The organism is Desulfoconvexum algidum, assembly GCF_055382125.1.
In genome coordinates, this window is sequence record NZ_AP042394.1 from 793,157 (window position 1) to 815,132 (window position 21,976).

Genomic DNA, 21,976 nt, shown 5'->3' on the forward strand with positions numbered 1-21,976 from the left:
TATTTGAGATGTATAGACAGAAAACTATAACATTCTCAAAAGGAGAAACAATGTCAAAATTCAAAATCAAGGTCAGCGTCGAGTTTGTAGAATGTGATGATGAGACTGAAAATCATGAGGTCAACAAAAATAATGATGGAAGTTTCTCAATGATAATAAGCGAGCAAGATGCAATCAGCATTGATATGTGTGAAAAATCCGTATTGCAAACAGCTTACCCTACAATACGAGAAGCGGTGTCGAACCATTTAAGTCAGATTTCAAAAAAAAAGCCGAAATAGAAGCCGGAGAAGAAATTGAAATTTTAGCAAATCCTTATCCATACAAGGTTGATGGTGAAATTGGACGATTCACCTTTACAACACACAGCATTTTTCATGAAAACCAAAGACAATACAACACAGCACAAGATTTGTTTGTCAGGCTGAGAGGGGTCGAGATCTATAAAACCATAGGATTTAAAGATATTGCCTTGATCTATGGGGACACTGAGCAGTCTTATCAAAAAACAGCACAATTGATTAATCGTATTCGGTATCAAGAACAAGGAGGAACCCCTTCTCGAACACTTCATGACTGTACGGAAAAAGAAGGGAAAGAGGCTCTCAGTTATATTAATAAAAGAGCACGTTGTCTCCTTGTTAAAAATGGTTTTTCAGAAGATGGCACATGTGAGGATATCAAACCTGAATACAACAATGAGCAACCAGTAACAATACCCAAGGAGCAGGTAATATCCGCAATTGATAAATGCTGCCAGGATAAAGACATCAGCGTTGAAATCATCTTGAGTAACCCTGTTCCGTACGAAAATTCAGAGAGCAGCACCCAAATTTCGATTGATGATGTTAATGTAAAGAAACAAGAAGAATTCCGCCCCGGGGGCATAAAATCGGAACGAGGAAAGCGAAAATTTATCCACAACACGATTGCCCATATCTCCAAAAAAGACGTTGGTAAATATGTGTTAAATGGGCATGGTATAAAAAATGTTTTGTTATTTTTAACAGCTTTTTTGTTTCATAATGGCTTGATAAATGATCGGATCCAGTTTTTCACCGATGGTCATAAAATGTTAAATGATACAATTTTCAAGTGTTTCAGTTGGTACAAGAATATTGGGATTATCCTTGATTGGTATCATTTGGAAAAGAAATGTAAAGAACAATTGAGCCTGGCGTTGAAAGGACGATTCATCCGTAACGAGATTCTTGACAAGCTCAAGCCATTATTATGGTATGGGCTAATTGATGAAGCCGTGGTTTATCTGGAGGAAATTGATAAAGATTCCATAAAGGCAATGGAAAAGTTAGATAAACTGATTAAATACCTGAGGAGGAATAAACCATACATCCCTTGCTATGCAGTCAGGAAAGAACTGGGCTTATGTAATTCAAGTGCTATCGGTGAAAAGATGAATGATCTTGTAGTCTCAAATCGTCAAAAACATAATGGAATGAGTTGGTCAAAAGCTGGTTCTGTAGGCTTGGCAACAATCACTACTTTAAAAAGAAATAAAGAAAATGACAAATGGTTTGAAACGAAGGGCTTAAATTTCAAATTGGCGGCTTAACCCAGCCGCACAGGTCGAATTTTTGTGGCCGGAGGTAGCGATTATCCCCACCACAGCATCGGGAATTTTACCAAGGCCGACCTGGAGGGTCATGCCATCCTCCAGAAAATGTTCGGTGATCATTTCTCCGATGCGATGCTCTGCATTGGGAAGGTTTTCAAAATCCGGTGCGGCAAAGGTATAAACGGGCTTGACACCCTCGTCAATGATATAATCGATATCCTGGGCTGAAATGACACTCTGGCCCTGGGTAAAGGGCATGGAGGGGTCCAATTCGGCAATCACGAGGGTGGCAGTCTCAAGGGCCGCGTGGATTGCATCCACGGAAAGCCCAAGGCTGTATTCTCCGGTTTGTTCATTTTTTTTGACCTTCATGATGACCAGGTCGATTTCATATCCGCATCCTTTTCCCATGAGCCGGTCCATGTTCCCCAGGGTACAGGGCAGATAATAGGCACGGCCTTCATCCGCGGCTTTTCTGACCTCCCCTCCTGAAAAAATAGAATAGGCCTTTATCCTATTCTGGAGCCCTTCTTCCACATAGGGAACCTTTCCATGGAGCAGGATATGGATCATCTTCATAAAGGGAAGTTGTCCTGGATCGGTTTTGATAAAGTCTGTTAATGCCTCAATACTGGCGGTGGGGGTTGCAGAATTGGACCCGATGTAGCAATTTATATTGTCCCGACCGCCCAGGTGCTGTAAAATTATGTTGCCTATTTCTTTTAGTTTGATGGGGGTGGGCTGTTTGTTCATAGTGTCCTCGTTTATTTGTGCCAATATATTAAAAATAAAATGAGCAATTGTTTATGGGATATCCCATGTTTTTTTAATATATAAAGAAAATTCAAAGGGAGCAAGACACAAATTCATGTTAACAGGTATGTTGGGGTTTGCCAGAAGAGGGGGTATAATGCTAAAGAAATTTTAAAATCATTGTTGTCTTATAATCGTTGTCATATAAAGGAATTATCAACAAAAAATGTATAAAACCAGATGTATAAAACCAGATGGAGAAAACCAGATGGAGAAAAATAAAAATGACTGTAGATAAAAAAAAACCCCCTGGTATTGTCCGGCCAAAACTTATTGTTATGCCGTTTCAAGCACGTGGCGGCCAGCCCTTTGATGGGATCGGTCTTGGCCTCCATTTTTTCTTTGGCAATTTGTTTGGTGTCCATGGCGGTCTTATGGAGTGCTGGTTTGGATGGCGGGTGAAAAAAATATTTCCGGAACCGATGCTTTTTAAGGCGTATTGCCGGGGGAATAACTTGTTTCCTGATATCCGGGCGCTGGGCAGCCGGGAAAAGGTCCGGTTCTGGCTTGAAGGAACCTACCGTAGGAAAGGGGAAAAATTTTTCCTTGACCTGGTACTCCACGACACAAAAGAAGGGTCAGCATCAACAATTAGTCTCGCCTTTGGATTGTCTGACGGGCTACTTGCGGGGAGAGAAGAATTCTTTGACTGGCTTGAAACTTGTGGACTTCCCTTTGTTGGCATTGAAAAGGCATTGTGGCCCGAGCAGATTACTGGCAGGGGACTGGGTTTTTTGGGACGCGGATTAGAAATCCTTTATCTGAATTATATCCGGGGTCGTGAAAACAAAGAAACAAGTGCAGACACCGATTTAATTGACCTTTCCTGGTTTGACCGGTCGGTTGAGGCCTCTAAAGACTCCTATCTTGCCCAGGATCTAAAGGGATGGGGCCTGTATAAAAATGGGGAAACCGCATTGGCCAAAAAAGTCTTTTCGTCTGCCCTGGAATTGAATCCAGAGGGTATTGGCGCCTTGTCGGGAATGATGTGGTGTGCCCTTGGTGTCAACGACAGGGCAGGGGCCCTTCACTATGCACAGCTCAAGGCGGGGTGCCGGGGGGAAGACTTGGAAAAAGCCAGAACCTTTGTGGACAAAAAATTTGAAGCGCCTTCTTAATGTGTATTTCAAATTTTTTGTCCTTTTTGTAAGTCCTAGGCAGGCCCCATGGTTTTAGGTTCAAAGCTCAGGGTGGCAAAATAGTCCTCCACGGTTTCTGCCCGCCGTATCAGCTCTACGCTTTTGTCTTTTTTGAGCAGCAGTTCCTTGGGCCTTAAATGACCATTGTAATTGAATCCCATGGCATGCCCATGGGCACCGGTATCATGGATGACCAGAATATCTCCCTCATGTGTGACCGGAAGGTCCCTCTGGATGGCAAACTTATCATTGTTTTCGCACAAAGATCCCACCACATCTACTCGTTTTAGGTCGGAGGCATCCTCTTTGTCGTGAATATGAATATGGTGATATGCTTCATACATGCCAGGCCGCATGAGGGCTGCCATGGACGCATCCACCCCCACATAACTTCGATAGGTTTCTTTGTGGTTGATGACCGAGGTGACCAATGCCCCGTGGGGACCTGTGATAAACCGTCCGCTTTCCATATAGAGTTTGGGGGCCCAGCCATTTTGTTTTTTAAAGGCCTCAAAGGAAGCCGTAACCTCCAGGGCCATGGCAGATAAGTCAAATTTGGGTGTGTTGGGGGTGTAGGGAATACCAAGGCCTCCCCCAATATTGATGAAATCAAATTGGATGCCCAACTTTCCATGGATATCTCCTATGATGGAAAGGAGCATGTCCGCGGTTTCCACCATATAGGTATAGTCCAGTTCATTGGAAGCCAGCATGGTATGGATTCCGAAACGTTTGACCCCCAGGTCCATGGAGCGTTTATAGGCATCAAAGAGCTGATCATGGGTGATCCCGTATTTGGCTTCCATGGGGTTACCAATAATTTTATTGCCGGTCCGTCTTTTGCCCGGGTTGTATCTAAAGCAGATGAGTTCGGGTATTGCGGGTAATTTTGAAATCAAAGAGATATCATCCAGGTTGAGAATACATCCCGTTTTGTCCAGGGCTGCCTGAAATTGGTGTACACTTGTGTTGTTGGAGGTGAACATGATGTCGGTCGCCTGGCTGCCTAAATTTCGGGCCAGGGTTATTTCCGGTATGGAGCTACAGTCAAAACCAAAGCCCTTCGCCTGTAACAGGGCCATAATCGCTGGGTTGGGAAGTGCCTTTACGGCAAAGTATTCCTTGAAACCATCAATTTTTTCAAAGGCCAGATTGACCTCTTCACAGGTTTGGTCTATTCCGGCTTCATCATAAATATGGAAAGGGGTTCCAAAGGTCTGGACGATTTGGGGCAGGAGGGGGGATAATCTATCTTTAAAATGAGATGACATTGGCATGGGGCTTGGTTTCCTTATTTTGTTGCGGGGGATTGTTTTGCATCCGGCAGTTTGATCTTTGCTGTCTCTTTGTAAGTGGAAAGGGCGATAAATGTTTTGGTGTCTCGTATGGACGAGATTTTAGCAATCTGGGTTCTTAAAATGTTTTCAAGCTCCTTGTTGCCGGAAACTTTGATTTTTGCCATGAGGCAATCTTCCCCGGCCAGGTAATGAACTTCCTGGACCTGTTCAATGCCGGCGACAGCATTCCCGGTTTCTATGATTTGGGAAGGATCTTTTACCCCCATATGGATAAAGGCGATCATGGCGCAATTGAACATTTCCGGGTTGAGGCGGACCTCATACCCTTCTATTACCCCCCGGGCTTCCAACTTTTTGATCCGTTCAAGTACGGCAGAGGGGGCCATCCCTATGGTTCTAGCAACTTCCACATTGGGGATCCTGGCTTTTTTTTGAAGTATTTGAAGAATCTGGAGATCTATAGTATCCATGTTTTTTATGCCTTTAATATTTATTTATAAGGGGCTAACTGTGTATTATATTCAGATTATAGTATGATGTCAAGAATATTGTATTAATATTGTATGAAATATAAGAATTATATTCTTTTAAACCCCGAAAGAGATGGTGCTTTGATTTCTGTTGATAAAATGGATGGTTTCATATACATTTATCCAGGAGAATGCTTAAAATAAAGTAATAACGGGTTGGCATTGATGCGATGATAAAGGAAACGATAAAGATCCTGGTGGTGGATGATGAAGAGGGTATTCTGGATGTGACCGAAGGGTATTTCCAGAGGAAAGGCTATGAAGTATATACTGCCAGCAATGGTGTGGAAGCCCTTGAGATCCTGAATCGGGTAAAAATTGGGTGTATTTTTACCGATATCAACATGCCGATAATGGATGGGCTTGAGCTAGCCGAAAGGGTTCGGCATATAGAAAGCACCCTTCCTGTGGTGGTGATGACAGGATATCCCTCCCTGGAAAATTCCATCCAGACCTTGAAAAACGGGGTGGTTGATTACTTGATCAAACCTGTTAACCTTGAGCAGATGGAGTTGACCCTGACGCGCATCCTAAGGGAGCGGGAGTTGTTTGTGGAAAACCTCATTCTAAAAGAAGAGGTTGAAAGACAGGAACGGCTTCGGGAGTTGAACACCGAACTGGTGAATCGAATTGAAGAGGTCAACACCCTGAACCGGGTCATGGAGGATTTCTCCTCCACAGATTCCAGTTATGGTATTTTTAATAAAGTGGTTGATCTCGGGGTGGAAGAACTCAAGGCCGATAAGGTTTTTTTCCATATCTATTCTGAGGAAGAGGCTTCCCTGGTTTTGGTTGCAAAATCAAGTTCAGATTATGAAAATGAGGATATTTCAAACCGGTTTGGAAAGGATATTTCAGACAGGGCCAAGGCCTATATCATTGATTTCCTTAAATCCGATGAAAATCCTTTTTTGATGTCCAAATCCGGAAAAAAGAATCACCTGGATGAGCCGGTCAATTCTTTTATGGTGGTGCCCCTTAAAATAAGAGAAAAAGTATTTGGGGTTGCCAGTGCCTTTATCTTTCAGGATGGCCGATCCTTTAGTGAAAAAGACATCTATTATATGAATTTTATCACCCAGAAAGCAGCCTCTGCCATTGAAAATATAGCATTGTATGAAAATATTTATGAAAATTTATTTTCCACCCTGTTTGCCTTTGTTACAGCCCTTGAGGTGCGGGATCTGTATACCCGCAAACACTCCAGCCGGGTGGCCCAATATGCGCAAATGATTGCATCGGAAATGGGTTGCACAGAAGAAGAGCTGAATGTGATTAATTTTGCCGGTAGCCTTCATGATATTGGAAAAATTGGTATTCGGGATGACATTCTTCTCAAACCGGGACGGCTCACCGACGAGGAGTATGAGAAAATCAAGGAACATCCGGTGATAGGCGCTGAAATCATCAGCAAAATGGGATTATGGGACCAGGAGACGAAAATTATCCGGCACCACCATGAACGCTATGATGGACGAGGCTATCCCGATGGGTTAAAGGGGGATGAAATCCCAAAGCTTTCCAGAATTTTATCGGTGGCAGACTGTTATGATGCCATGGCCTCGGACAGGTCCTATCGGGCAAAAATGGAAAAAAGTGTTGTGCTTGATATTATACGAGAAAATTCTGGTACCCAGTTTGATCCCGAGGTGGTTGACGCGTTCTTAAGGATTTCAGATCAGGAATTGCCCGATGATTTTTAATGGCTTGAGCATGAAATTAAAATGTGGTAATTTGACCTGAAGATTATCCTAGAACAATGCTAAACAGGGAGCAAATATGTCATGACTGTTTTAAATGATGAGAACAGGCGTAAACATTCCAGAGTCAGGTTTGCTACCCAAATAAGAATTGACCTCAAAACCAAAGATCACGTCACGCTAGAGGGCAATTCAAAGGATTTGAGCCTGAAAGGGATTTTTGTCAGTACCCCGATACGATTTGTCAGGGGGACAAGTTGTTTTGTAAAAATATATTTAACCGGTGGAATAGAGAAAATTGAATTGTTGATAGAAGGAACAATTGTAAGGCAAACGGACACGGGGATCGGTATTGCTTTTAATTCCATGGATGTGGATACCTATTCCCATTTGAAAAATATTGTGCATTACAATCGTATGGATGATTTAGATTGATAGCGTTGGAGAGATGATGCAATGGATGTAACGTTGATCAATCCTTTTATTGATGCAACAATATTTGTGCTGGAAACCATGGCCTTTATCAAGGTGACGCCAGGCAAACCTTACGTGAAACAAGACAATCTTGCGGTTGGAGATGTTACAGGCATTCTGGGGTTGACAGGGATTGCCAATGGCACCATTGCAGTAACCTTTGAAGAAAAATGTATTTTGACCATTGTTTCCAACATGTTGGGAGAACCCATGGACACGTTGAACGATGATATTTCAGATGCTGTTGGTGAGTTGACAAATATGATTTCCGGTCAGGCCAGAAAGGGGCTGGAACAGATGGGTAAAGTTTTTAAGGCGGCCATCCCTTCGGTTGTGACGGGTAAAAACCACAGTATCCGGCATTATTCAGACGGGCCCAAAATAGCCATCCCCTTTAACACCGATGGCGGGGATTTTACGATTGAAGTATGTTTTGAACGATAAAAAAGGGGTTTTAATCCATATAAGGAGGAAAATGTGGCAATGGACACATCCATCAAAATTCTGATTGTTGACGATTTTGCTACCATGCGCCGTATTCTTAAGAATATTTTAAAACAACTGGGTTTTAAAAATCTTGTGGAAGCTGATGATGGCACAACTGCCTGGGACGTTTTGGAGAATCAGGAAATTGACTTGATCATATCAGACTGGAATATGCCCAAAATGACCGGCCTTGAACTTTTGAAGAAGGTGCGTGCAGATTCCCGATATGTGAAAAAACCTTTTTTGATGGTAACGGCAGAGGCCCAGAAACAAAATGTTATTGAAGCAGTTCAGGCGGGAGTTTCCAACTATGTGGTCAAGCCCTTTACGGCAGAGGCCATTTCCGATAAACTTGAAAAGATTTTGAGATGAGCCTTGGCTCCATGACAACAGCATCTCCCCAAAATTCTGCAAGACAGGATAAAAGCAGTATTAAAGACTTTGATAGAAAAGGGATTGCAGGTGTTAGCAAGGGGTTGTTTAAGGTGTTAGAAACAGCCCGAAAGGTTGCAAAATCTGATTCCTCTGTTCTGATTACCGGAGAAAGCGGAACGGGTAAAGAGCTGATTGCAAGGGCTATTCATAGGAATAGTAGTCGGTGCAACGGCCCCATGGTGATCATTAATTGCGGTGCCATTCCCAGCGAACTTTTGGAAAGTGAATTGTTCGGACATGAACGGGGAGCCTTTACCGGTGCCCATCGTTCCAGGATAGGCCGGTTTGAAATAGCAGACCAGGGCACTATTTTTTTAGATGAAATCGGGGATATGAGTCCAGACCTGCAGGTGAAATTATTACGGGCCATACAGGAGAGACAGTTTGAACGGGTGGGGGGTTCCCAGACCATTTCGGTGGATATCCGGGTGATTTCAGCCACCAACAAAAATCTTGCTACGGCCATTAAACAAGGAGAGTTCCGGGAGGATCTTTACTGGGGTGGTGAAAATCACATAGCTAAAACGCATATTTTTGGTTCTGTTTTTGTTCCTGATCTTTGATCCAATTATTGACCTGCATTCTTTTGGCCTGGACTGATTTGCCAATATTATCTTTGAACCATTCGTGAATTTTTTTTGTGGGAACTGTTTCCAACGCCTCGTGAACAATCTCTGTTGTGGTTTTAGAAACAATGGCGGCAAGACTTAAAATAAAAACGGTGAATCCGCTTTTTGCCTGATCATGCTCAAGCCGCTTCATTTTTCCAAAAACGGATTCTATGATTTCTGACGTACCAAGCAATCTTTCATCTTTGCTGGCTTTTTTTGATTCTTGCTCAACAAAATCAAGCATTTCTGTTTTTATCCGCATTGCCCTGAGTGTTTTGGCCTTAAATGTTGGAAGCATCATCAAATCAATATGGCAGTTACGATAAATCCCTTGAAACTTAATAAATGTTTCGGCCTCTTTGATAATATGGATAAGTTCCTTCCATTCTTCAAGGTCCCTCCTGAAATCGGTCAACCACCCCAATTTCAGGGTTATATGGTCTCTTGTACATTCAAGACATGAAAAGCCATTGGGATTATCAAGCAAACAAAGCTTATCCAAACCCCATTTAATCAATGGCTCTACATTCATATATCGGGCCTTACTCCTTTGATTAGGAGGTGCGATGGCTGCCAGTTGTGTTTGTTGAACTTGTTTTCGTGTGCTTGTTGCCAGTCTGATGAATTCAATCCATTTATAATCGGTGCTTAGTTCTCGTTTTAGTACTGTGGCTGCTTTATGGGTAATATCATACACAAAAACAGTATCGGTAAATTCCTGACAGAATCGTTCGATTCCGGATTTGACATCTGTTCCATGATCACTAATAATCTGTTTTGGAACACCTGTTTTCGAGATCGTTTCTTGAAGTTGTGCATAGACCACATCACCATTTGATTTGGTTACAGGAAATAATGCTAAGGGTTCAACATCTTCATGGCAAAGAATGGTATCGGCAGCAGGGAGTTGACTTTGCCTGATTCCCAATATTGCCAGGCATTTTTCTTTACCCCATTGAACTGAATGGTCAACAATCCATATCCAGTCATCGGCTATCACTTTTGGCCGGGTCAGTTTGTAATAACCGAGGCGGAGCAGCCAAATACGTCCTGAATACCATGAGGGTGTTGTGAAATTAATGTTCAAAAATGTGGATAATAATAGCAAGGTCCGTTCCGCTCCTCTTAAGCTTGAACAGGCATTAAGGACCAATGAAATAAACAAAAAGGCATGGCCGGAAGAATAGGTATGAAAGTTCGGCTTCTGTTCAAACTGTTTAAGAGATGCCTTGCTTTCCTGAATCAAAGATTTTTTTTTAGTCGATTTATTTCAGCCAACATTCTTTTTTCTTTATCTTTCATTTGCTGAATCTCAATCTCAAGATTTTTTGAACGTTTTTTGAATTCATTTTTGTTTTGCTCTAAATATTTAACTTTTTTACGGAGCAGCTTGATTTGGTACTTTGCGTCTTTTGCCTTTTCTTTCCACCCATTCCTGCTGCCCTCAAAAAACCTAACAAGTTTCGACATTGGGCTTTTATATTTATTTTCTACTTTATTCGGTTTTTGCTCTTGGGTATCCATTTTTGCTCCTCATGTTATAGGGATTTATTATCCCCTAACATAAAGAAGTGAGGGTGTCTATCAAATTTTAATCAGATTGCAACAATGCTCGTGATTCAGACTTCAGACGGGAATATTTATGGGAACTTGAATCAAAATCATTTTTCAACCTTTTCAGCTTATTTTCACCACCCCAGATCTTTACTATCGGCTCAACGTGATTCCCATTCATATCCTGCCCCTGAGAGAACGAAGGGAGGATATCTTTCCCCTGGCAGACTATTTTCAAAATAATTTATTGCGCCGAACCCCTGATTACCAGATTAAAAAATTTTCAGATCAGGCCAGGCAGACGCTTGAACAATATGAATGGCCCGGCAATATTCGAGAACTTGAAAATATGGTTGAGCGGATATCTGTTCTTGTGGAGGAAATTGATATCCAGGTTCACGATTTACCGGAATGTATCATAAACAATTTTTCGAATTCTACCTCGCCCTCGGTTTCTTCCGTATTTAATGAGGGAATCGGTTTTAACGAGGCAGTGGAGCTTTATCAGCGCAGCCTCATATCACATGCCTTGAATGAAACCGGCTGGGTAAAGGCCAGGGCCGCTGAAATGCTTAAAATGAATCGTACTACCCTGGTGGAAAAATTAAAAAAAATGAATATCAAACCTGAAATAGAAACGCCAATTTTTTGACGGATATTCGGTGTTCTGATTACCGGACACGCCTTGCCGCATTCCTTGCTGTATCAATGGATCGCCTGTCAGCATTGCTTTTATGGAATCGGGCAGGGGGAAATGTATTGTGGCATATTATTTGCTTTGTTAGTCCTTCGGATATAAACCCTGGGGCGATGAAAAGATTATGAGAGAATTAAAAACTCAATATGTGAGGCTGTCAAAGAGGCCAATTCTGTCGATTCAGTTTTTATGGATTATGGGCCTTTTGATGTTACTCCAGGTATTCATGCCTGGCATAGTTGCTGCTAAAAAGACCACAATAGAAAAGATTGCCATTCAGGGCAATCCCCTGGTACTTGAGTTCTTTGTATCCGGGCGAGTGCCTGTCAAGGTTATCAAAATTGAGAAAAGAGAAGTGCTGGTGGCATTGAAAAATGCAGCCCTTTCGCAGGATTTTAAGGTCATGGATAGAAAAAATCCCGCCATCGATGAGATCAGTGTCGAAACCCTTGATGGTGATGTGGTGGCTGTGGTGGTGAAAACCAAGGCACCCCTCGGCGCTATCAGTTCCGGTTTTAACACGTCTTTTAACCGTTTTTCTGTTAACCTTGAACGACCAAAGATGCCTGGGAATGTTCCTGCGCCTGCTATAAAAGGTTTGAACCCGCCCCAAAAAATTTCGCCTGCCAAAGAGACGCGCAATAAAGCGCCGCTCGATAAAGCGCTGCTCGATAAAGAGAAAAATCAAGAAGCGTTTAAAATTAGCCCGGAATCCAAAATTGTTCCTGGGTCAACCCCATCCCCCCAAATACCTCTTAAGCCTGAAAGCCAGGTGAAGGTTCCGCCCAAAGGAGAAAAGAGTGTTGAAGTGTTGCCGCCCTCCAGATATGTCCCACCGAAAAGGGAGAAAGGTGAATTCGATGGTGACATCAGTGATCTCTATCGAATGGTTGAACGATTTGGGTGTGAATCAAAACAGATTGACGCTGCCATTCTTCTGATTCGAAAAAAATTGTATGGAAAAGCCTTTGATCTGCTGGATCAATTATTGTCCCGGGAAAATGTTTCCTGCCTTGAACAGGCAAATTATCTTCGGGCCTATGGCTACTATAAAAGTATCCCGAATGAAGATTATACACGCCTGCTTTTGGCAGAGAGAATGTTTCAGGATGTCATGGTGTCCTTTCCAGCCTCTGACCTGCTTCCCTTTGCCTATACCGCCATTGGCATGATCAATACCGCCTTGAAAAACGATGCTGCCGCAGAAGGCTATTTGAATATTGTAAACCAGGGATATCCGCAATATCCCGGGATGCCCGAAGTCCATTATTACCTGGCCGAAATCTATAGGGCAAAAGGATACACTGACAAGGCCCTTGGATATTACAAGAAGGTGTTTGAGTCTCCCTTTGAAAACAGGTATATCCCAGAGGCCGGTGTGGGATATGGACGAGCTCTTTTTGAAAAAAGACAGTATTTTGATGCCCTGGCCGTGTTTAATTATGTGGTGGCAAGAGATGTTAAACGCGTATATGCGTCACCGGAACTTCTGCTGAATATGGCCCAGGCCAATTTTGAGTTGGGCTTGAGTGCCCAGGCAAGGCAACATTTTATGCGGGTGTTAAATCTGTTTCCTGATATCCCTGACAGAGACGTTGTGTTGAGCAAAGCAGGGGATGCCTATGGCATGGAAAACAATTCGGAAAAAGCGGTGAAGATCTATGAACTTGTCAGGGAAAAATTTCCGGATTCACAGGGGTATGTAAACGCATCCATTGGGATTGCCCGGTACCTTAAAATTGATTCGGAAAAAATCAAAATTTATGAAATGATCAAACAAAAATTTCCAGAAAATACCTATGCCCGGATCGCCATGATGCGGCTGGCTGAAATTTATCAGAAAAATAAGGAATATAATAAATGCATCAAGGAAATTGAGGATCTTTTGTCAACCCACCCCAGAGGGTTGCGGTATGAGGCGGTCAAATTAATGCAAAAGGCATATGAAGCCTTGTTCAAAGAACAGTTAAAGGCAGATGAGTATACCTCAATTTTGAACCGATATGAATCGGAAGTAACCAAACTTGATAAGATGGGAAGCCGGGAAATCGCTTTTTATGTCGGAACAGCTTATTTAAAGGCAGGCTTGTATGAGCCGGCATTTAATCATTTGATTAATGCCTATAAACAGTATAAAAGATCTGCAAGATCCCCTGAGTTGTTGTTTGGATTAGGGGTTGCCATGGATGAGTCTGCCAGAGATGATGATGCAGTGAAATTGTTTGCAGCTTTTTCAAAACGATTTCCAAAGAGCAAACAAAGGGTTCTCGCCCTGACCCGCATGGGGGCGATCTATTCGGGAAAAAATAAGTTTAAAGAGGCTGTTGGGAAATTTAAACGTGCCTATGCCCTGTCAGCAGATCCTCTGGAAAAGGGAAAAATTTTGCTCGAGCAGGCCGATCTTTATGAACGACAAAAAGATTTGAAAACTGCTTCCAATTTACGGGCTGGGGCGGTAAAGGATTTTGCTGCAGCAGCGGGCACAAATTATGAAATTTTGTCAGGGGCATACCAGGCACTGGGGAATACCTATTTGAGCCTGGAATCCTATGGCCAGGCAGCCGATGCTTTTTCAAAGGCCTTGAGTTTTTCAGAAGGGAATAGGGCAAAAGCCAATCTTGGATTCTTGCTCGGGGATGCCTATCAAAAGGGCAATAGTATCAAAAAAGCAAAAGAAGCCTTTGAACAGGTGGCAGGCAATAATGATTCTGTGTGGGCACGACTTGCCCGTCAACGTCTGACGACTCTGGAACTGGCAGAAACCGTTATAAATTCTTAAGGGATGGGAACAAGGGTTTTATATGCCAGGACACAAAATTTTTATTATACTGGAAAATTCCAAGGAACGAATGGCCTATGTCAGGCTGTTTGAGGATCTGGGATTTCTGGTGGATGCAGTTCCCGACGGAACTACGGCCCTTGAATACCTGATCCAAAACAAACCCGATATTGTGATTGCCGATGATACCACCCCCAATTTTTCTGCCGTTACATTTTTAAAAAAAGTAGCAGACAGCCGGCAAAATTGTAAAACCATTATTATCACGCCGGAACCCGTGGTGGATTATGCTGTCAGCCTGATGCAATATGGGGCAATGGATTATCTTATCAAGCCGGTTGATCTTCGCCAACTGGAATTGAGCGCCAGAAGAGCGCTGCTGCTCAATGCGCCCGGCAAAGAGCCCGGAAAAGATATAGAAAAAGCCGTCCCTAAAAAAAAACAAGTGGCTATTATTACTCAGAATCCCGGGATGTTAAGCCTTTTGAAACTTGCGTCCCGGGTGGCAGATTCCAGTGCTTCCGTCCTGATCCAGGGAGAAAGTGGTACGGGCAAGGAGTTGTTTGCCCGCTATCTTCATGAAAAAAGCAGCCGTCATTCCCAGCCCTTTGTTGCCATCAATTGTGCTGCTCTTCCTGAAAATTTGTTGGAAAGTGAATTGTTTGGCCATGAACGAGGGGCCTTCACCGGTGCCATATCACAAAAAAAAGGAAAGTTTGAGCTGGCCAACCATGGTACACTTTTTTTAGATGAAATTACGGAGATGCAGTTTCACCTCCAGGCAAAATTATTGCGGGTAATCCAGGAACGAGTGGTGGACCGGGTGGGGGGGACAGAACCGGTTGAAGTGGATGTCCGGGTCATTGCAACCACCAACCGGGATGCCGTGCAAGCGGTTGAAAACCAAAGTTTTCGTGAAGATCTCTATTATAGACTCAACACCATCCCTTTGGTCATTCCCCCCCTGCGGGATCGGATGTCAGATCTTTCACTTCTGTGTGATTTTTTTATAAAAAAATACTGCAAAATTGACGGAAAAGATGTCAAAGGAATGACAAGGGAAACGATTTCTTTTCTTTCCGGCCATTCTTTTGCCGGAAATGTCAGGGAACTTGAAAATATCATTCATCGGTCCGTACTTTTGGCAGATTCGGATTATATAACCCCTGGGGATCTTTTAATGGAGGGGGTGACAGCCGCCATGGCACCATCCGTGGAATCGGGGTCGGAAGCCTCTTTGGACACAACCCCAGGCTCTTTGAAGGAAATGGAGCAGCAGATGATTTTCAAGACCCTTGATCAGACAGAGGGCAATCGGACCCATGCGGCAAAAATACTTGGCATTTCTGTCAGAACTCTGAGAAACAAACTCAACGAATATAAAGAAAGCCTCTGATCTCTATTCCGGCATATAATTTGCATTGTTAATTATTAATATTAGTTTGGACTGTAATTTAATATGGTTTGACCGGATGTGTTGAGTCCAGGTTTTAACGGTTCTTTAATCGGGAGAAAAGAGGAAGATGACAGATTCAAGAATTTTCGGCCGGCCCCTTAAGGTCATTGCCAATTCCCTGGATATATCTGCCAGACGTCACAATTTGATTTCGGGCAATATCGCAAATATGGATACCATTGGATATGAACCCAGTGACTTGGATTTTGGGAAAACATTGCAGCGGGCTATGGGGGACCAAGCGCCCGATTATCTGGACAAAACAAATCCCCGGCATTTGTCCCCCTCTGGGGAAGATGCCTTTTCAATGAACGGGAGCAACAGTGAGGACGTGGATATCTATCATCTGGATTCGGTCAATATTGATACAGAAATGATGAATCTCATGGAGAACAATATCAAATACAGGACCACAGCCGAGTTATTGTTGCGGAAAATGACGATGTTGAATTATTCCATTGACGAAGGAGGGAAATAAGATATGGATCTTATGAATGCAGCAAAAATCAGTGGGACTGCCTTGGCTGCCCATCGTACCAAGTTGAATGTCATCGCGGAAAATCTTGCCAATGTCGATACCACCAGAACGGCTGAAGGCGGTCCTTACAGGAGAAAAATGGTGATCCTTAAGGGCGATGACATCAATTCCTTTAAAAGTGTCATCCAGCAAAAACAGGCAAAAAAAAATGAACCGAACATTGAGTTAAGCCCCATTGAATTTGATTCGGATAAAAGGGCGGATAGCGGTAATGGGGTGCGGGTGGATGAGATTGTCAGATCCCAGGAGGATTTTGCCCTGGTTTTTAATCCTGCCCACCCGGACGCAGATCCTGTCACCGGATACGTGAAAATGCCCAATGTGGATCATTTGACGGAGATGGCCGACATGCTGGTCGCCAAAAGAAGCTATGAAGCCAGTGTAACGGTTTTGTCCTCGACCAAGAGCATGGTGGCCAAGGCCCTTGAGATCGGAAAATAAGCCAGTTGAGATAGGAAGAAAAGGAGACACAAATGACAGATATTAGTGGAATCGGCCAGGGTAAAATTTCTTTGAATACAGAGCCTTTGGCCCAAAGGCTTCAACGGCGAAGTCCTGAATTTTCCGAGAGACTTAAGTCAGCTGTGCTCGAGGTTAATGCCAATCAGAATATTGGGGATGAATCCATTGAGGAAGTGATCCAGGGGAAAATGGGAATCCATGAAGGCATGATGGCCCTTAGCAAGGCAAACACCTCCCTGAAATTGTTGGCCCAGGTTCGCAACAAGGTTATGACGGCTTATAAAGAAGTCATGAACATGCAGGTATAAATGGGGATTAATTTGCAGTATAAAGGTAAAATGGAGTGGCTCAGATGAATCCTGTCATTGAAAGAATGATTACAACATTAAAAGAATTGTCGCTGTCTAAAAAAATCGGATTGGGACTCTTTGTCATGGTTCTGGTCGCAGGTTTTACCACCCTGTTTATCTGGACCAATAAAACTCAGTTCAGAGCAGCCTACAGCGGGTTGACAAAAGAAGATGCATCTTCTGTGGTGGAGATTTTAAAGGCGTCAAATACTCCCTATCGCCTGACTGGAGACGGGACCACTATTATGGTGCCCGAAGATATTGTCTATGATGTCAGGCTTACCATGGCAAAAGAAGGAATCCCCAAGGGCGGCGGGGTTGGATATGAAATTTTTGATAAGTCAGAATTTGGGACCACTGAATTTGTACAAAAGATCAATAAAAAAAGGGCACTGCAGGGAGAGTTGGCCAGAACCATTACCTCCTTTGACGAGGTAAAAAGTGCCAGGGTCATGATTGTTTTGCCCAAGGACTCTGTTTTTGTTGAGGAAACCAAACAACCTTCGGCATCCATCCTTCTGGAGCTTAATACCGATATCGCCAAGGAAAATGTAACGGCCATTGCCCATTTGGTGGCAAGTTCGGTCCAGGATTTAACCCCAAAGCTTGTGACCATTGTGGATACCGCCGGTCGGATTTTGTTTGAAGGAAAATCGGAAGCAGAACAGGCCCGCATTGATGCGGATAATCTTGCCGATTCTCAATACCAGTACAAGGTGAGGTATGAGGAAAACCTGACCAAAAGAATCCAAACCATGTTGGAACGGATTGTCGGCAAAGATAAGGCCATTGTCCGGGTAACATCGGAGATGGATTTTTCAAAAAACGATATGAATGAAGAAATCTATGATCCCTTTGAAAGGGGCGGAGAATTTATCCGGAGTCGTAAAAATAAAGCTGAAAAGGTCACCCAGTTGACAGAAGATATGGGGATTCCCTCCAGTGTAAATCCCATTACCGATGAAAACAACCCGGGCGAGATGACCAATGAAAAGGTCAATAAAAGTGATGATACCTTAAACTATGAGATCAGCAAGCGGATCAGAGAAACCCGAAAACCCATGGCTGTATTGAACCGGCTTTCCGTGGCAGCCGTGATTGACGGAAAATATGAATTCAAAGAGGATGAACAAGGAAAACGGCAGCGGGTATATTTGCCAAGGCCTGCTGCGGAGATGAAGCAATTTGAAGATATCGTTATCAAGGCCATGGGCTACAATGAAGATCGAAGTGACCAGGTTTCCATGGAATGTTTTCCCTTTGCCTCCATTGGTGACATGGAGCTTTCAGCCCCCGCCCTGACCGGGTGGCGCATGGTTCAAAATGAATATGGCCGGCTCATCGCCAATCTCCTGTTGGTTTTGGTCCTGTTCCTCTTTGTGATTCGTCCGATTATCAAAACGGTTAAGGATATCAAGGTGACCGTGGAACAGGAAGCCTTGCCGGCTCCCGATGACATCGCGCTTATAGGCGAAGAGGAAAAAGAGCCTGAGTTTGCACAGATGGATGGTCATCAGCAGAAAGAATTTCTTGAGATGATGACCGAAGCGCAAAAAGAGGAATTCTTAAATAAGATGAAGGCAAGTGACCGGGTTCTTTATATTGGCAATATGTCGGATATTGAAAAGGCCAAGCATTATGCCCATAAAGACATTGTCAAAACCGTTAATATTATCAAAGGCTGGGTCAGCGAAACCGAGGAGTCGTAAAAAATATGGTAAATATACTGGATCCGGAAAATATGACAGGGTGTCAAAAAGCAGCTGTCTTTCTCATGGCAATGGGTGAAGACTATGCCGCCAGTGTGTTCGAAAAAATGAATGAACGAGAGATTGGTGAGATTGCCTTTGAAATGTCAAAGGTCGATCATATTACCCCGGAAATGCTCAAAATAGTTTCCGCAGAGTTTGTTGAAAAATTTGAGGGTGAATCAAAGATAATCGTTGAAAAGGATTCCTTTATCAAAAATATTGTTTCTAAAACATTGACAGCAGATAATGCCCGGGCGATTCTGGATGATCTTGAAAAAAAGAAACAGGACAAACCCTTTATCTGGAGTCGGAATGTTAACGTGGGAACCCTTGCCGGATATGTGGTGGGGGAACATCCCCAGACCATTGCCATGATATTGGCCCACATGCCCAGTGAAATATCATCTGAGATCCTTATGACCCTTCCCGATGACCAAAAAGGAGATATAGCCCTTAGGATTGCAAGGTTAGGTCAGATTTCCGAAGATGTGGTAAGAGATGTGGACGTGGCCTTGAAAATGGAACTGAGTGGTGCTGTTGGTCCTGGTGGAAAGGCCGGCGGCCTGGAGGTTCTTGTGGATATTATTAACGGGGTTGATAAATCAACTGAAGATGCGGTCATGGAATTTGTTGAGGAAGATGACGCGGAAATGGCCAATGATATCCGGAACCTGATGTTTGTTTTTGAGGACCTCACCAGTATCGATGATACGGCCATGCGGGAAATATTGAAAAAGGTTGAGGGTCAGCAATTGACATATGCCTTGAAGACGGCCACAGATGAAATGAAAGAAAAAATATTCTCCAACCTGTCCCAGAGAGCGGGGGAAATGCTTAAGGACGACCTTGATGCCATGGGGCCGGTGCGTTTGACAGAGGTTGAAGAAGCACAGCAGGCAGTGATCAGGGCTGCCAAAGAACTGGAGGCCGATGGCACCATAACCCTTGGTAAAGGAAAGGATGATGTCCTTGTCTGATATTGAAAAAGAAGAATTTTTACCCATTGACATAGCGAGCCTTGACGCATTTGATGACGAGCTTTCCCATAAAACCGATGCAGTCAAACCGAATTTTGAACGGTTCAAAATGTTGTTTGATCCCGCTGAACTTAAAGAAGAGGGACCCACTTCCTTTGAGGCCTTGTACTCCTTTGACAAGAATGTCAAAAAAGCGTCATTTGAGCCCCTGATCGAGGGCACCGGAAAAGACCGGGGGCATCCAGAAGAGGAGAGTTCCCTGGAAATCCCAGATCCGGAAGCAGGGCAAGGGGAAGCGCCTGAAATTTCCATTGAAGAGCAGGCCTTTGAGCAGGGGTATGCAAAGGGATTTGACCAGGGACTTGCCCAGGGTGAGGAAAAAGGAAATGCGCAAGGGTTTGAACGAGGCCATGAACGAGGCGCGTCAGAAGGCTTTGAAAAAGGAGAACCCGAGGGGTTTGCCAAGGGCGAGTCCGATGGATTTGAGAAGGGGTTTTTGGAAGGGCGCACAAAAGGTGAAAGTCAAATTCAAAAAGAAAGTTCAGACATTCTTGACCCCTTAAAAGATGCCCTGGAGACAGCAGACCATCTTCTGGAGGATCTGGTTGAAAAATATGAAGCCCAGATTCTTTCATTGGTATTTAAAATATCAGAAAAAGTGGTGATGGCCAGCCTGGAAACGGATGATGAAATTGTGCGGCATACTATTCTGGATGCCTTGACGAGTCTTGTTGCTCCGGAAGAAATTATTTTAAATGTCGCGTCTGAAGATTACGAATATATTGAAATGGTCAAGGATGATTTTTTTGAAGCGGTTGGATCGTTGAAACAGGTTGCAGTCAAGTCTGACCCCCTTATCAAAAGGGGGGGGTGCAAGATAGAAACGGCCACGGCATCCATCACCACGGATCCTGAATCAAAGCTTCTGGCCATCCATGAAGCCATTAAAAATGCCGCGATTAAAACCGCTGCGATTAAAACCGCTGCCATTAAACATGCAGGCCCGGCATGACAAAGGATCTGTTCGCTAAAATTGATTTTCAAAAGTATCTTAAGGTGGTTGATCAGACAAAAACAGTGCGGCCTGAAGGCCGAATTACTCAGGTCGTAGGACTTATTGCCGAGGGCGACAGCCTGGGCCTTGGAATCGGCGGGATTTGCAGCATCATCAACAATCAGGGCCAGGAAATCAAGGCAGAGGTGGTGGGATTTAAACAGGAAAAAGCCCTGCTCATGCCCTATGGGGATATCCGGGGAGTCAGCCTTGGCAGCCGTATTATCCCGGTGTCTTCCTCCCCCATGGTGGGGGTCTCGGATCTATTGCTGGGCCGGGTCATTGATGGAATGGGAGATCCCATTGACGGCAAAGGTGCTATTGAAGCCACGGCAGAATATTATTTATATGGAAAACCCGTCAGCCCCATGGAGCGCAAATCAATCAAAGAACCCATGGATGTGGGGGTAGGGGCCATTAACAGCCTGATTACCCTGGGAAGGGGACAGCGGGTCGCCATCATGGCCGGCTCTGGTGTGGGCAAAAGCGTGCTTATGGGCATGATGACCAAGCACACCAGTGCCGATGTGGTGGTCATAGGACTTGTGGGGGAACGGGGGCGGGAAGTAAAGGATTTTGTGAATGAAACCCTTGGGGAACAAGGATTAAAGCGGGCCGTTGTTGTGGCGGCCACCTCTGATATGCCGCCCTTGACCCGTATAAGAGGCGCATATCTTGCCACCACCATTGCCGAATATTTCAGAGATCAGGGGAAAAATGTGCTGCTCATGGTGGATTCCATTACCCGGTTTGCCATGTCATCGAGGGATGTGGGCCTGGCTGCAGGAGAACCGCCCACCACAAGAGGGTATACCCCTTCTTTTTTCGTCCAGATCCCCATATTGCTTGAACGGGCCGGCAGTTTGGAGAGCGGGGGATCCATCACAGGGATATACACGGTTCTTGTGGAGGGAGATGATATGAATGATCCCGTGGGGGATACGGTCCGTTCCATAGTGGATGGTCACATTGTGTTGTCCCGGGATTTGGCCAACAAAGGACATTATCCGGCCATTGATGTCATGGCAAGTGTATCAAGGGTGATGCGGGATGTCAGCGAGCCGGAGCATATTGCCCTGAGGGAAAAAGCCATAAATGTGATGGCAGCGTATAAAAATGTAGAAGATATGATCACCATTGGCGCCTATGTGGATGGATCTGATCCCCAGGTTGACCTGGCCAAAAAACTGATGCCAAGAATCAATCAGTTTTTGCGTCAGGATATGGATACTCGAGTGGATCATAAGGCCAGTGTAATTGGGTTGAAAAAGGCCTTGGAAATAAAGAAATAAGAAA

At 44.0% G+C, this 21,976-nt stretch carries 23 protein-coding genes; 18 read left to right on the forward strand and 5 right to left on the reverse strand.

Annotation, left to right across the window (positions count from 1 at the left end; all coding sequences use genetic code 11):
- The first annotated feature begins 50 nt into the window (after positions 1 to 50).
- The gene (locus ACZ45G_RS03520; RefSeq protein WP_464175290.1) at positions 51 to 281 is read left to right on the forward strand and encodes a hypothetical protein; all 231 of its coding nucleotides are present in this window, start codon (positions 51 to 53) and stop codon (positions 279 to 281) included.
- Positions 282 to 412: 131 nt separating this feature from the next.
- Positions 413 to 1,573: a hypothetical protein gene (locus ACZ45G_RS03525; RefSeq protein ID WP_464175291.1), complete on the forward strand. Its 1,161-nt coding sequence runs from the start codon at positions 413 to 415 to the stop codon at positions 1,571 to 1,573.
- Here ACZ45G_RS03525 and ACZ45G_RS03530 read toward each other — a convergent pair.
- A complete protein-coding gene (locus tag ACZ45G_RS03530) occupies positions 1,550 to 2,329 on the reverse strand; it encodes a sugar phosphate isomerase family (protein WP_464175292.1) in 780 nt (259 codons plus the stop codon). The two genes, ACZ45G_RS03525 and ACZ45G_RS03530, sit on opposite strands and share 24 nt — an antisense overlap.
- A 284-nt stretch (positions 2,330 to 2,613) precedes the next feature.
- On the opposite strand from ACZ45G_RS03530, the gene ACZ45G_RS03535 reads away from it, so the two are divergent.
- A complete protein-coding gene (locus ACZ45G_RS03535) occupies positions 2,614 to 3,507 on the forward strand; it encodes a tetratricopeptide repeat protein (protein WP_464175293.1) in 894 nt (297 codons plus the stop codon).
- Positions 3,508 to 3,542: 35 nt separating this feature from the next.
- Here ACZ45G_RS03535 and lysA read toward each other — a convergent pair whose 3' ends face one another.
- Positions 3,543 to 4,805 carry a diaminopimelate decarboxylase gene (lysA, locus tag ACZ45G_RS03540; protein WP_464175294.1) on the reverse strand — a complete coding sequence of 421 codons (1,263 nt, stop codon included), beginning with the start codon at positions 4,803 to 4,805 and terminating at the stop codon, positions 3,543 to 3,545.
- A 14-nt stretch (positions 4,806 to 4,819) separates the two neighbouring features.
- On the reverse strand, positions 4,820 to 5,296 hold the full coding sequence (locus ACZ45G_RS03545; protein ID WP_464175295.1) for an Lrp/AsnC family transcriptional regulator: 477 nt from the start codon (positions 5,294 to 5,296) through the stop codon (positions 4,820 to 4,822).
- 230 nt (positions 5,297 to 5,526) lie between these two features.
- Between ACZ45G_RS03545 and ACZ45G_RS03550 the strand changes: the two genes are divergently transcribed.
- The 5 genes from ACZ45G_RS03550 to ACZ45G_RS03570 all read left to right on the forward strand — a co-directional run bounded on the left by ACZ45G_RS03550 (position 5,527) and on the right by ACZ45G_RS03570 (position 9,014).
- Complete coding sequence (locus tag ACZ45G_RS03550; protein WP_464175296.1) at positions 5,527 to 7,059, forward strand: HD domain-containing phosphohydrolase; 1,533 nt, start codon at positions 5,527 to 5,529, stop codon at positions 7,057 to 7,059.
- A gap of 81 nt (positions 7,060 to 7,140) precedes the next feature.
- The gene (locus ACZ45G_RS03555; RefSeq protein ID WP_464175298.1) at positions 7,141 to 7,491 is read left to right on the forward strand and encodes a PilZ domain-containing protein; all 351 of its coding nucleotides are present in this window, start codon (positions 7,141 to 7,143) and stop codon (positions 7,489 to 7,491) included.
- 21 nt (positions 7,492 to 7,512) lie between these two features.
- Positions 7,513 to 7,974 carry a chemotaxis protein CheX gene (locus ACZ45G_RS03560; RefSeq protein ID WP_464175299.1) on the forward strand — a complete coding sequence of 154 codons (462 nt, stop codon included), beginning with the start codon at positions 7,513 to 7,515 and terminating at the stop codon, positions 7,972 to 7,974.
- Between the two features lie 39 nt (positions 7,975 to 8,013).
- Entirely contained in the window at positions 8,014 to 8,388 is a 375-nt protein-coding gene (locus ACZ45G_RS03565; protein ID WP_464175300.1) for a response regulator, read from the forward strand.
- Between the two features lie 11 nt (positions 8,389 to 8,399).
- Complete coding sequence (locus ACZ45G_RS03570; protein ID WP_464175301.1) at positions 8,400 to 9,014, forward strand: sigma 54-interacting transcriptional regulator; 615 nt, start codon at positions 8,400 to 8,402, stop codon at positions 9,012 to 9,014.
- Here ACZ45G_RS03570 and ACZ45G_RS03575 read toward each other — a convergent pair.
- The gene (locus ACZ45G_RS03575; protein WP_464173995.1) at positions 8,971 to 10,170 is read right to left on the reverse strand and encodes a hypothetical protein; all 1,200 of its coding nucleotides are present in this window, start codon (positions 10,168 to 10,170) and stop codon (positions 8,971 to 8,973) included. The genes ACZ45G_RS03570 and ACZ45G_RS03575 overlap by 44 nt on opposite strands.
- Positions 10,171 to 10,304: 134 nt before the next feature.
- Positions 10,305 to 10,586, reverse strand: a complete 282-nt coding sequence (locus ACZ45G_RS03580; protein ID WP_464173996.1) for a hypothetical protein — start codon at positions 10,584 to 10,586, stop codon at positions 10,305 to 10,307.
- A 196-nt stretch (positions 10,587 to 10,782) separates the two neighbouring features.
- Here ACZ45G_RS03580 and ACZ45G_RS03585 point away from each other — a divergent pair, with 196 nt between their 5' ends.
- The 10 genes from ACZ45G_RS03585 to ACZ45G_RS03630 all read left to right on the forward strand — a co-directional run bounded on the left by ACZ45G_RS03585 (position 10,783) and on the right by ACZ45G_RS03630 (position 21,972).
- Entirely contained in the window at positions 10,783 to 11,268 is a 486-nt protein-coding gene (locus ACZ45G_RS03585; protein ID WP_464175302.1) for an AAA-type ATPase lid domain-containing protein, read from the forward strand.
- Positions 11,269 to 11,539: 271 nt separating this feature from the next.
- Positions 11,540 to 14,092, forward strand: coding sequence for a tetratricopeptide repeat protein (locus tag ACZ45G_RS03590; protein ID WP_464175303.1), 2,553 nt, complete (start codon positions 11,540 to 11,542; stop codon positions 14,090 to 14,092).
- A gap of 22 nt (positions 14,093 to 14,114) precedes the next feature.
- A complete protein-coding gene (locus ACZ45G_RS03595) occupies positions 14,115 to 15,488 on the forward strand; it encodes a sigma-54-dependent transcriptional regulator (protein ID WP_464175304.1) in 1,374 nt (457 codons plus the stop codon).
- Between the two features lie 127 nt (positions 15,489 to 15,615).
- Positions 15,616 to 16,026 (forward strand): flagellar basal body rod protein FlgB, encoded by a 411-nt coding sequence (gene flgB / locus ACZ45G_RS03600; RefSeq protein ID WP_464175305.1) that lies wholly within the window; start codon positions 15,616 to 15,618, stop codon positions 16,024 to 16,026.
- Positions 16,027 to 16,029: 3 nt separating this feature from the next.
- Positions 16,030 to 16,527 carry a flagellar basal body rod protein FlgC gene (flgC, locus tag ACZ45G_RS03605; RefSeq protein ID WP_464175306.1) on the forward strand — a complete coding sequence of 166 codons (498 nt, stop codon included), beginning with the start codon at positions 16,030 to 16,032 and terminating at the stop codon, positions 16,525 to 16,527.
- A 32-nt stretch (positions 16,528 to 16,559) separates the two neighbouring features.
- The gene (gene fliE, locus ACZ45G_RS03610) at positions 16,560 to 16,856 is read left to right on the forward strand and encodes a flagellar hook-basal body complex protein FliE (RefSeq protein WP_464175307.1); all 297 of its coding nucleotides are present in this window, start codon (positions 16,560 to 16,562) and stop codon (positions 16,854 to 16,856) included.
- 44 nt (positions 16,857 to 16,900) lie between these two features.
- Positions 16,901 to 18,607, forward strand: coding sequence for a flagellar basal-body MS-ring/collar protein FliF (fliF, locus tag ACZ45G_RS03615; protein ID WP_464175308.1), 1,707 nt, complete (start codon positions 16,901 to 16,903; stop codon positions 18,605 to 18,607).
- Positions 18,608 to 18,612: 5 nt separating this feature from the next.
- Complete coding sequence (gene fliG, locus ACZ45G_RS03620) at positions 18,613 to 19,626, forward strand: flagellar motor switch protein FliG (protein ID WP_464175309.1); 1,014 nt, start codon at positions 18,613 to 18,615, stop codon at positions 19,624 to 19,626.
- Entirely contained in the window at positions 19,613 to 20,638 is a 1,026-nt protein-coding gene (locus tag ACZ45G_RS03625) for a FliH/SctL family protein (protein WP_464179853.1), read from the forward strand. The genes fliG and ACZ45G_RS03625 overlap by 14 nt, the downstream gene beginning before the upstream one ends.
- Positions 20,635 to 21,972 carry a FliI/YscN family ATPase gene (locus tag ACZ45G_RS03630; RefSeq protein ID WP_464175310.1) on the forward strand — a complete coding sequence of 446 codons (1,338 nt, stop codon included), beginning with the start codon at positions 20,635 to 20,637 and terminating at the stop codon, positions 21,970 to 21,972. The genes ACZ45G_RS03625 and ACZ45G_RS03630 overlap by 4 nt, the downstream gene beginning before the upstream one ends.
- Positions 21,973 to 21,976 lie beyond the last annotated feature (4 nt).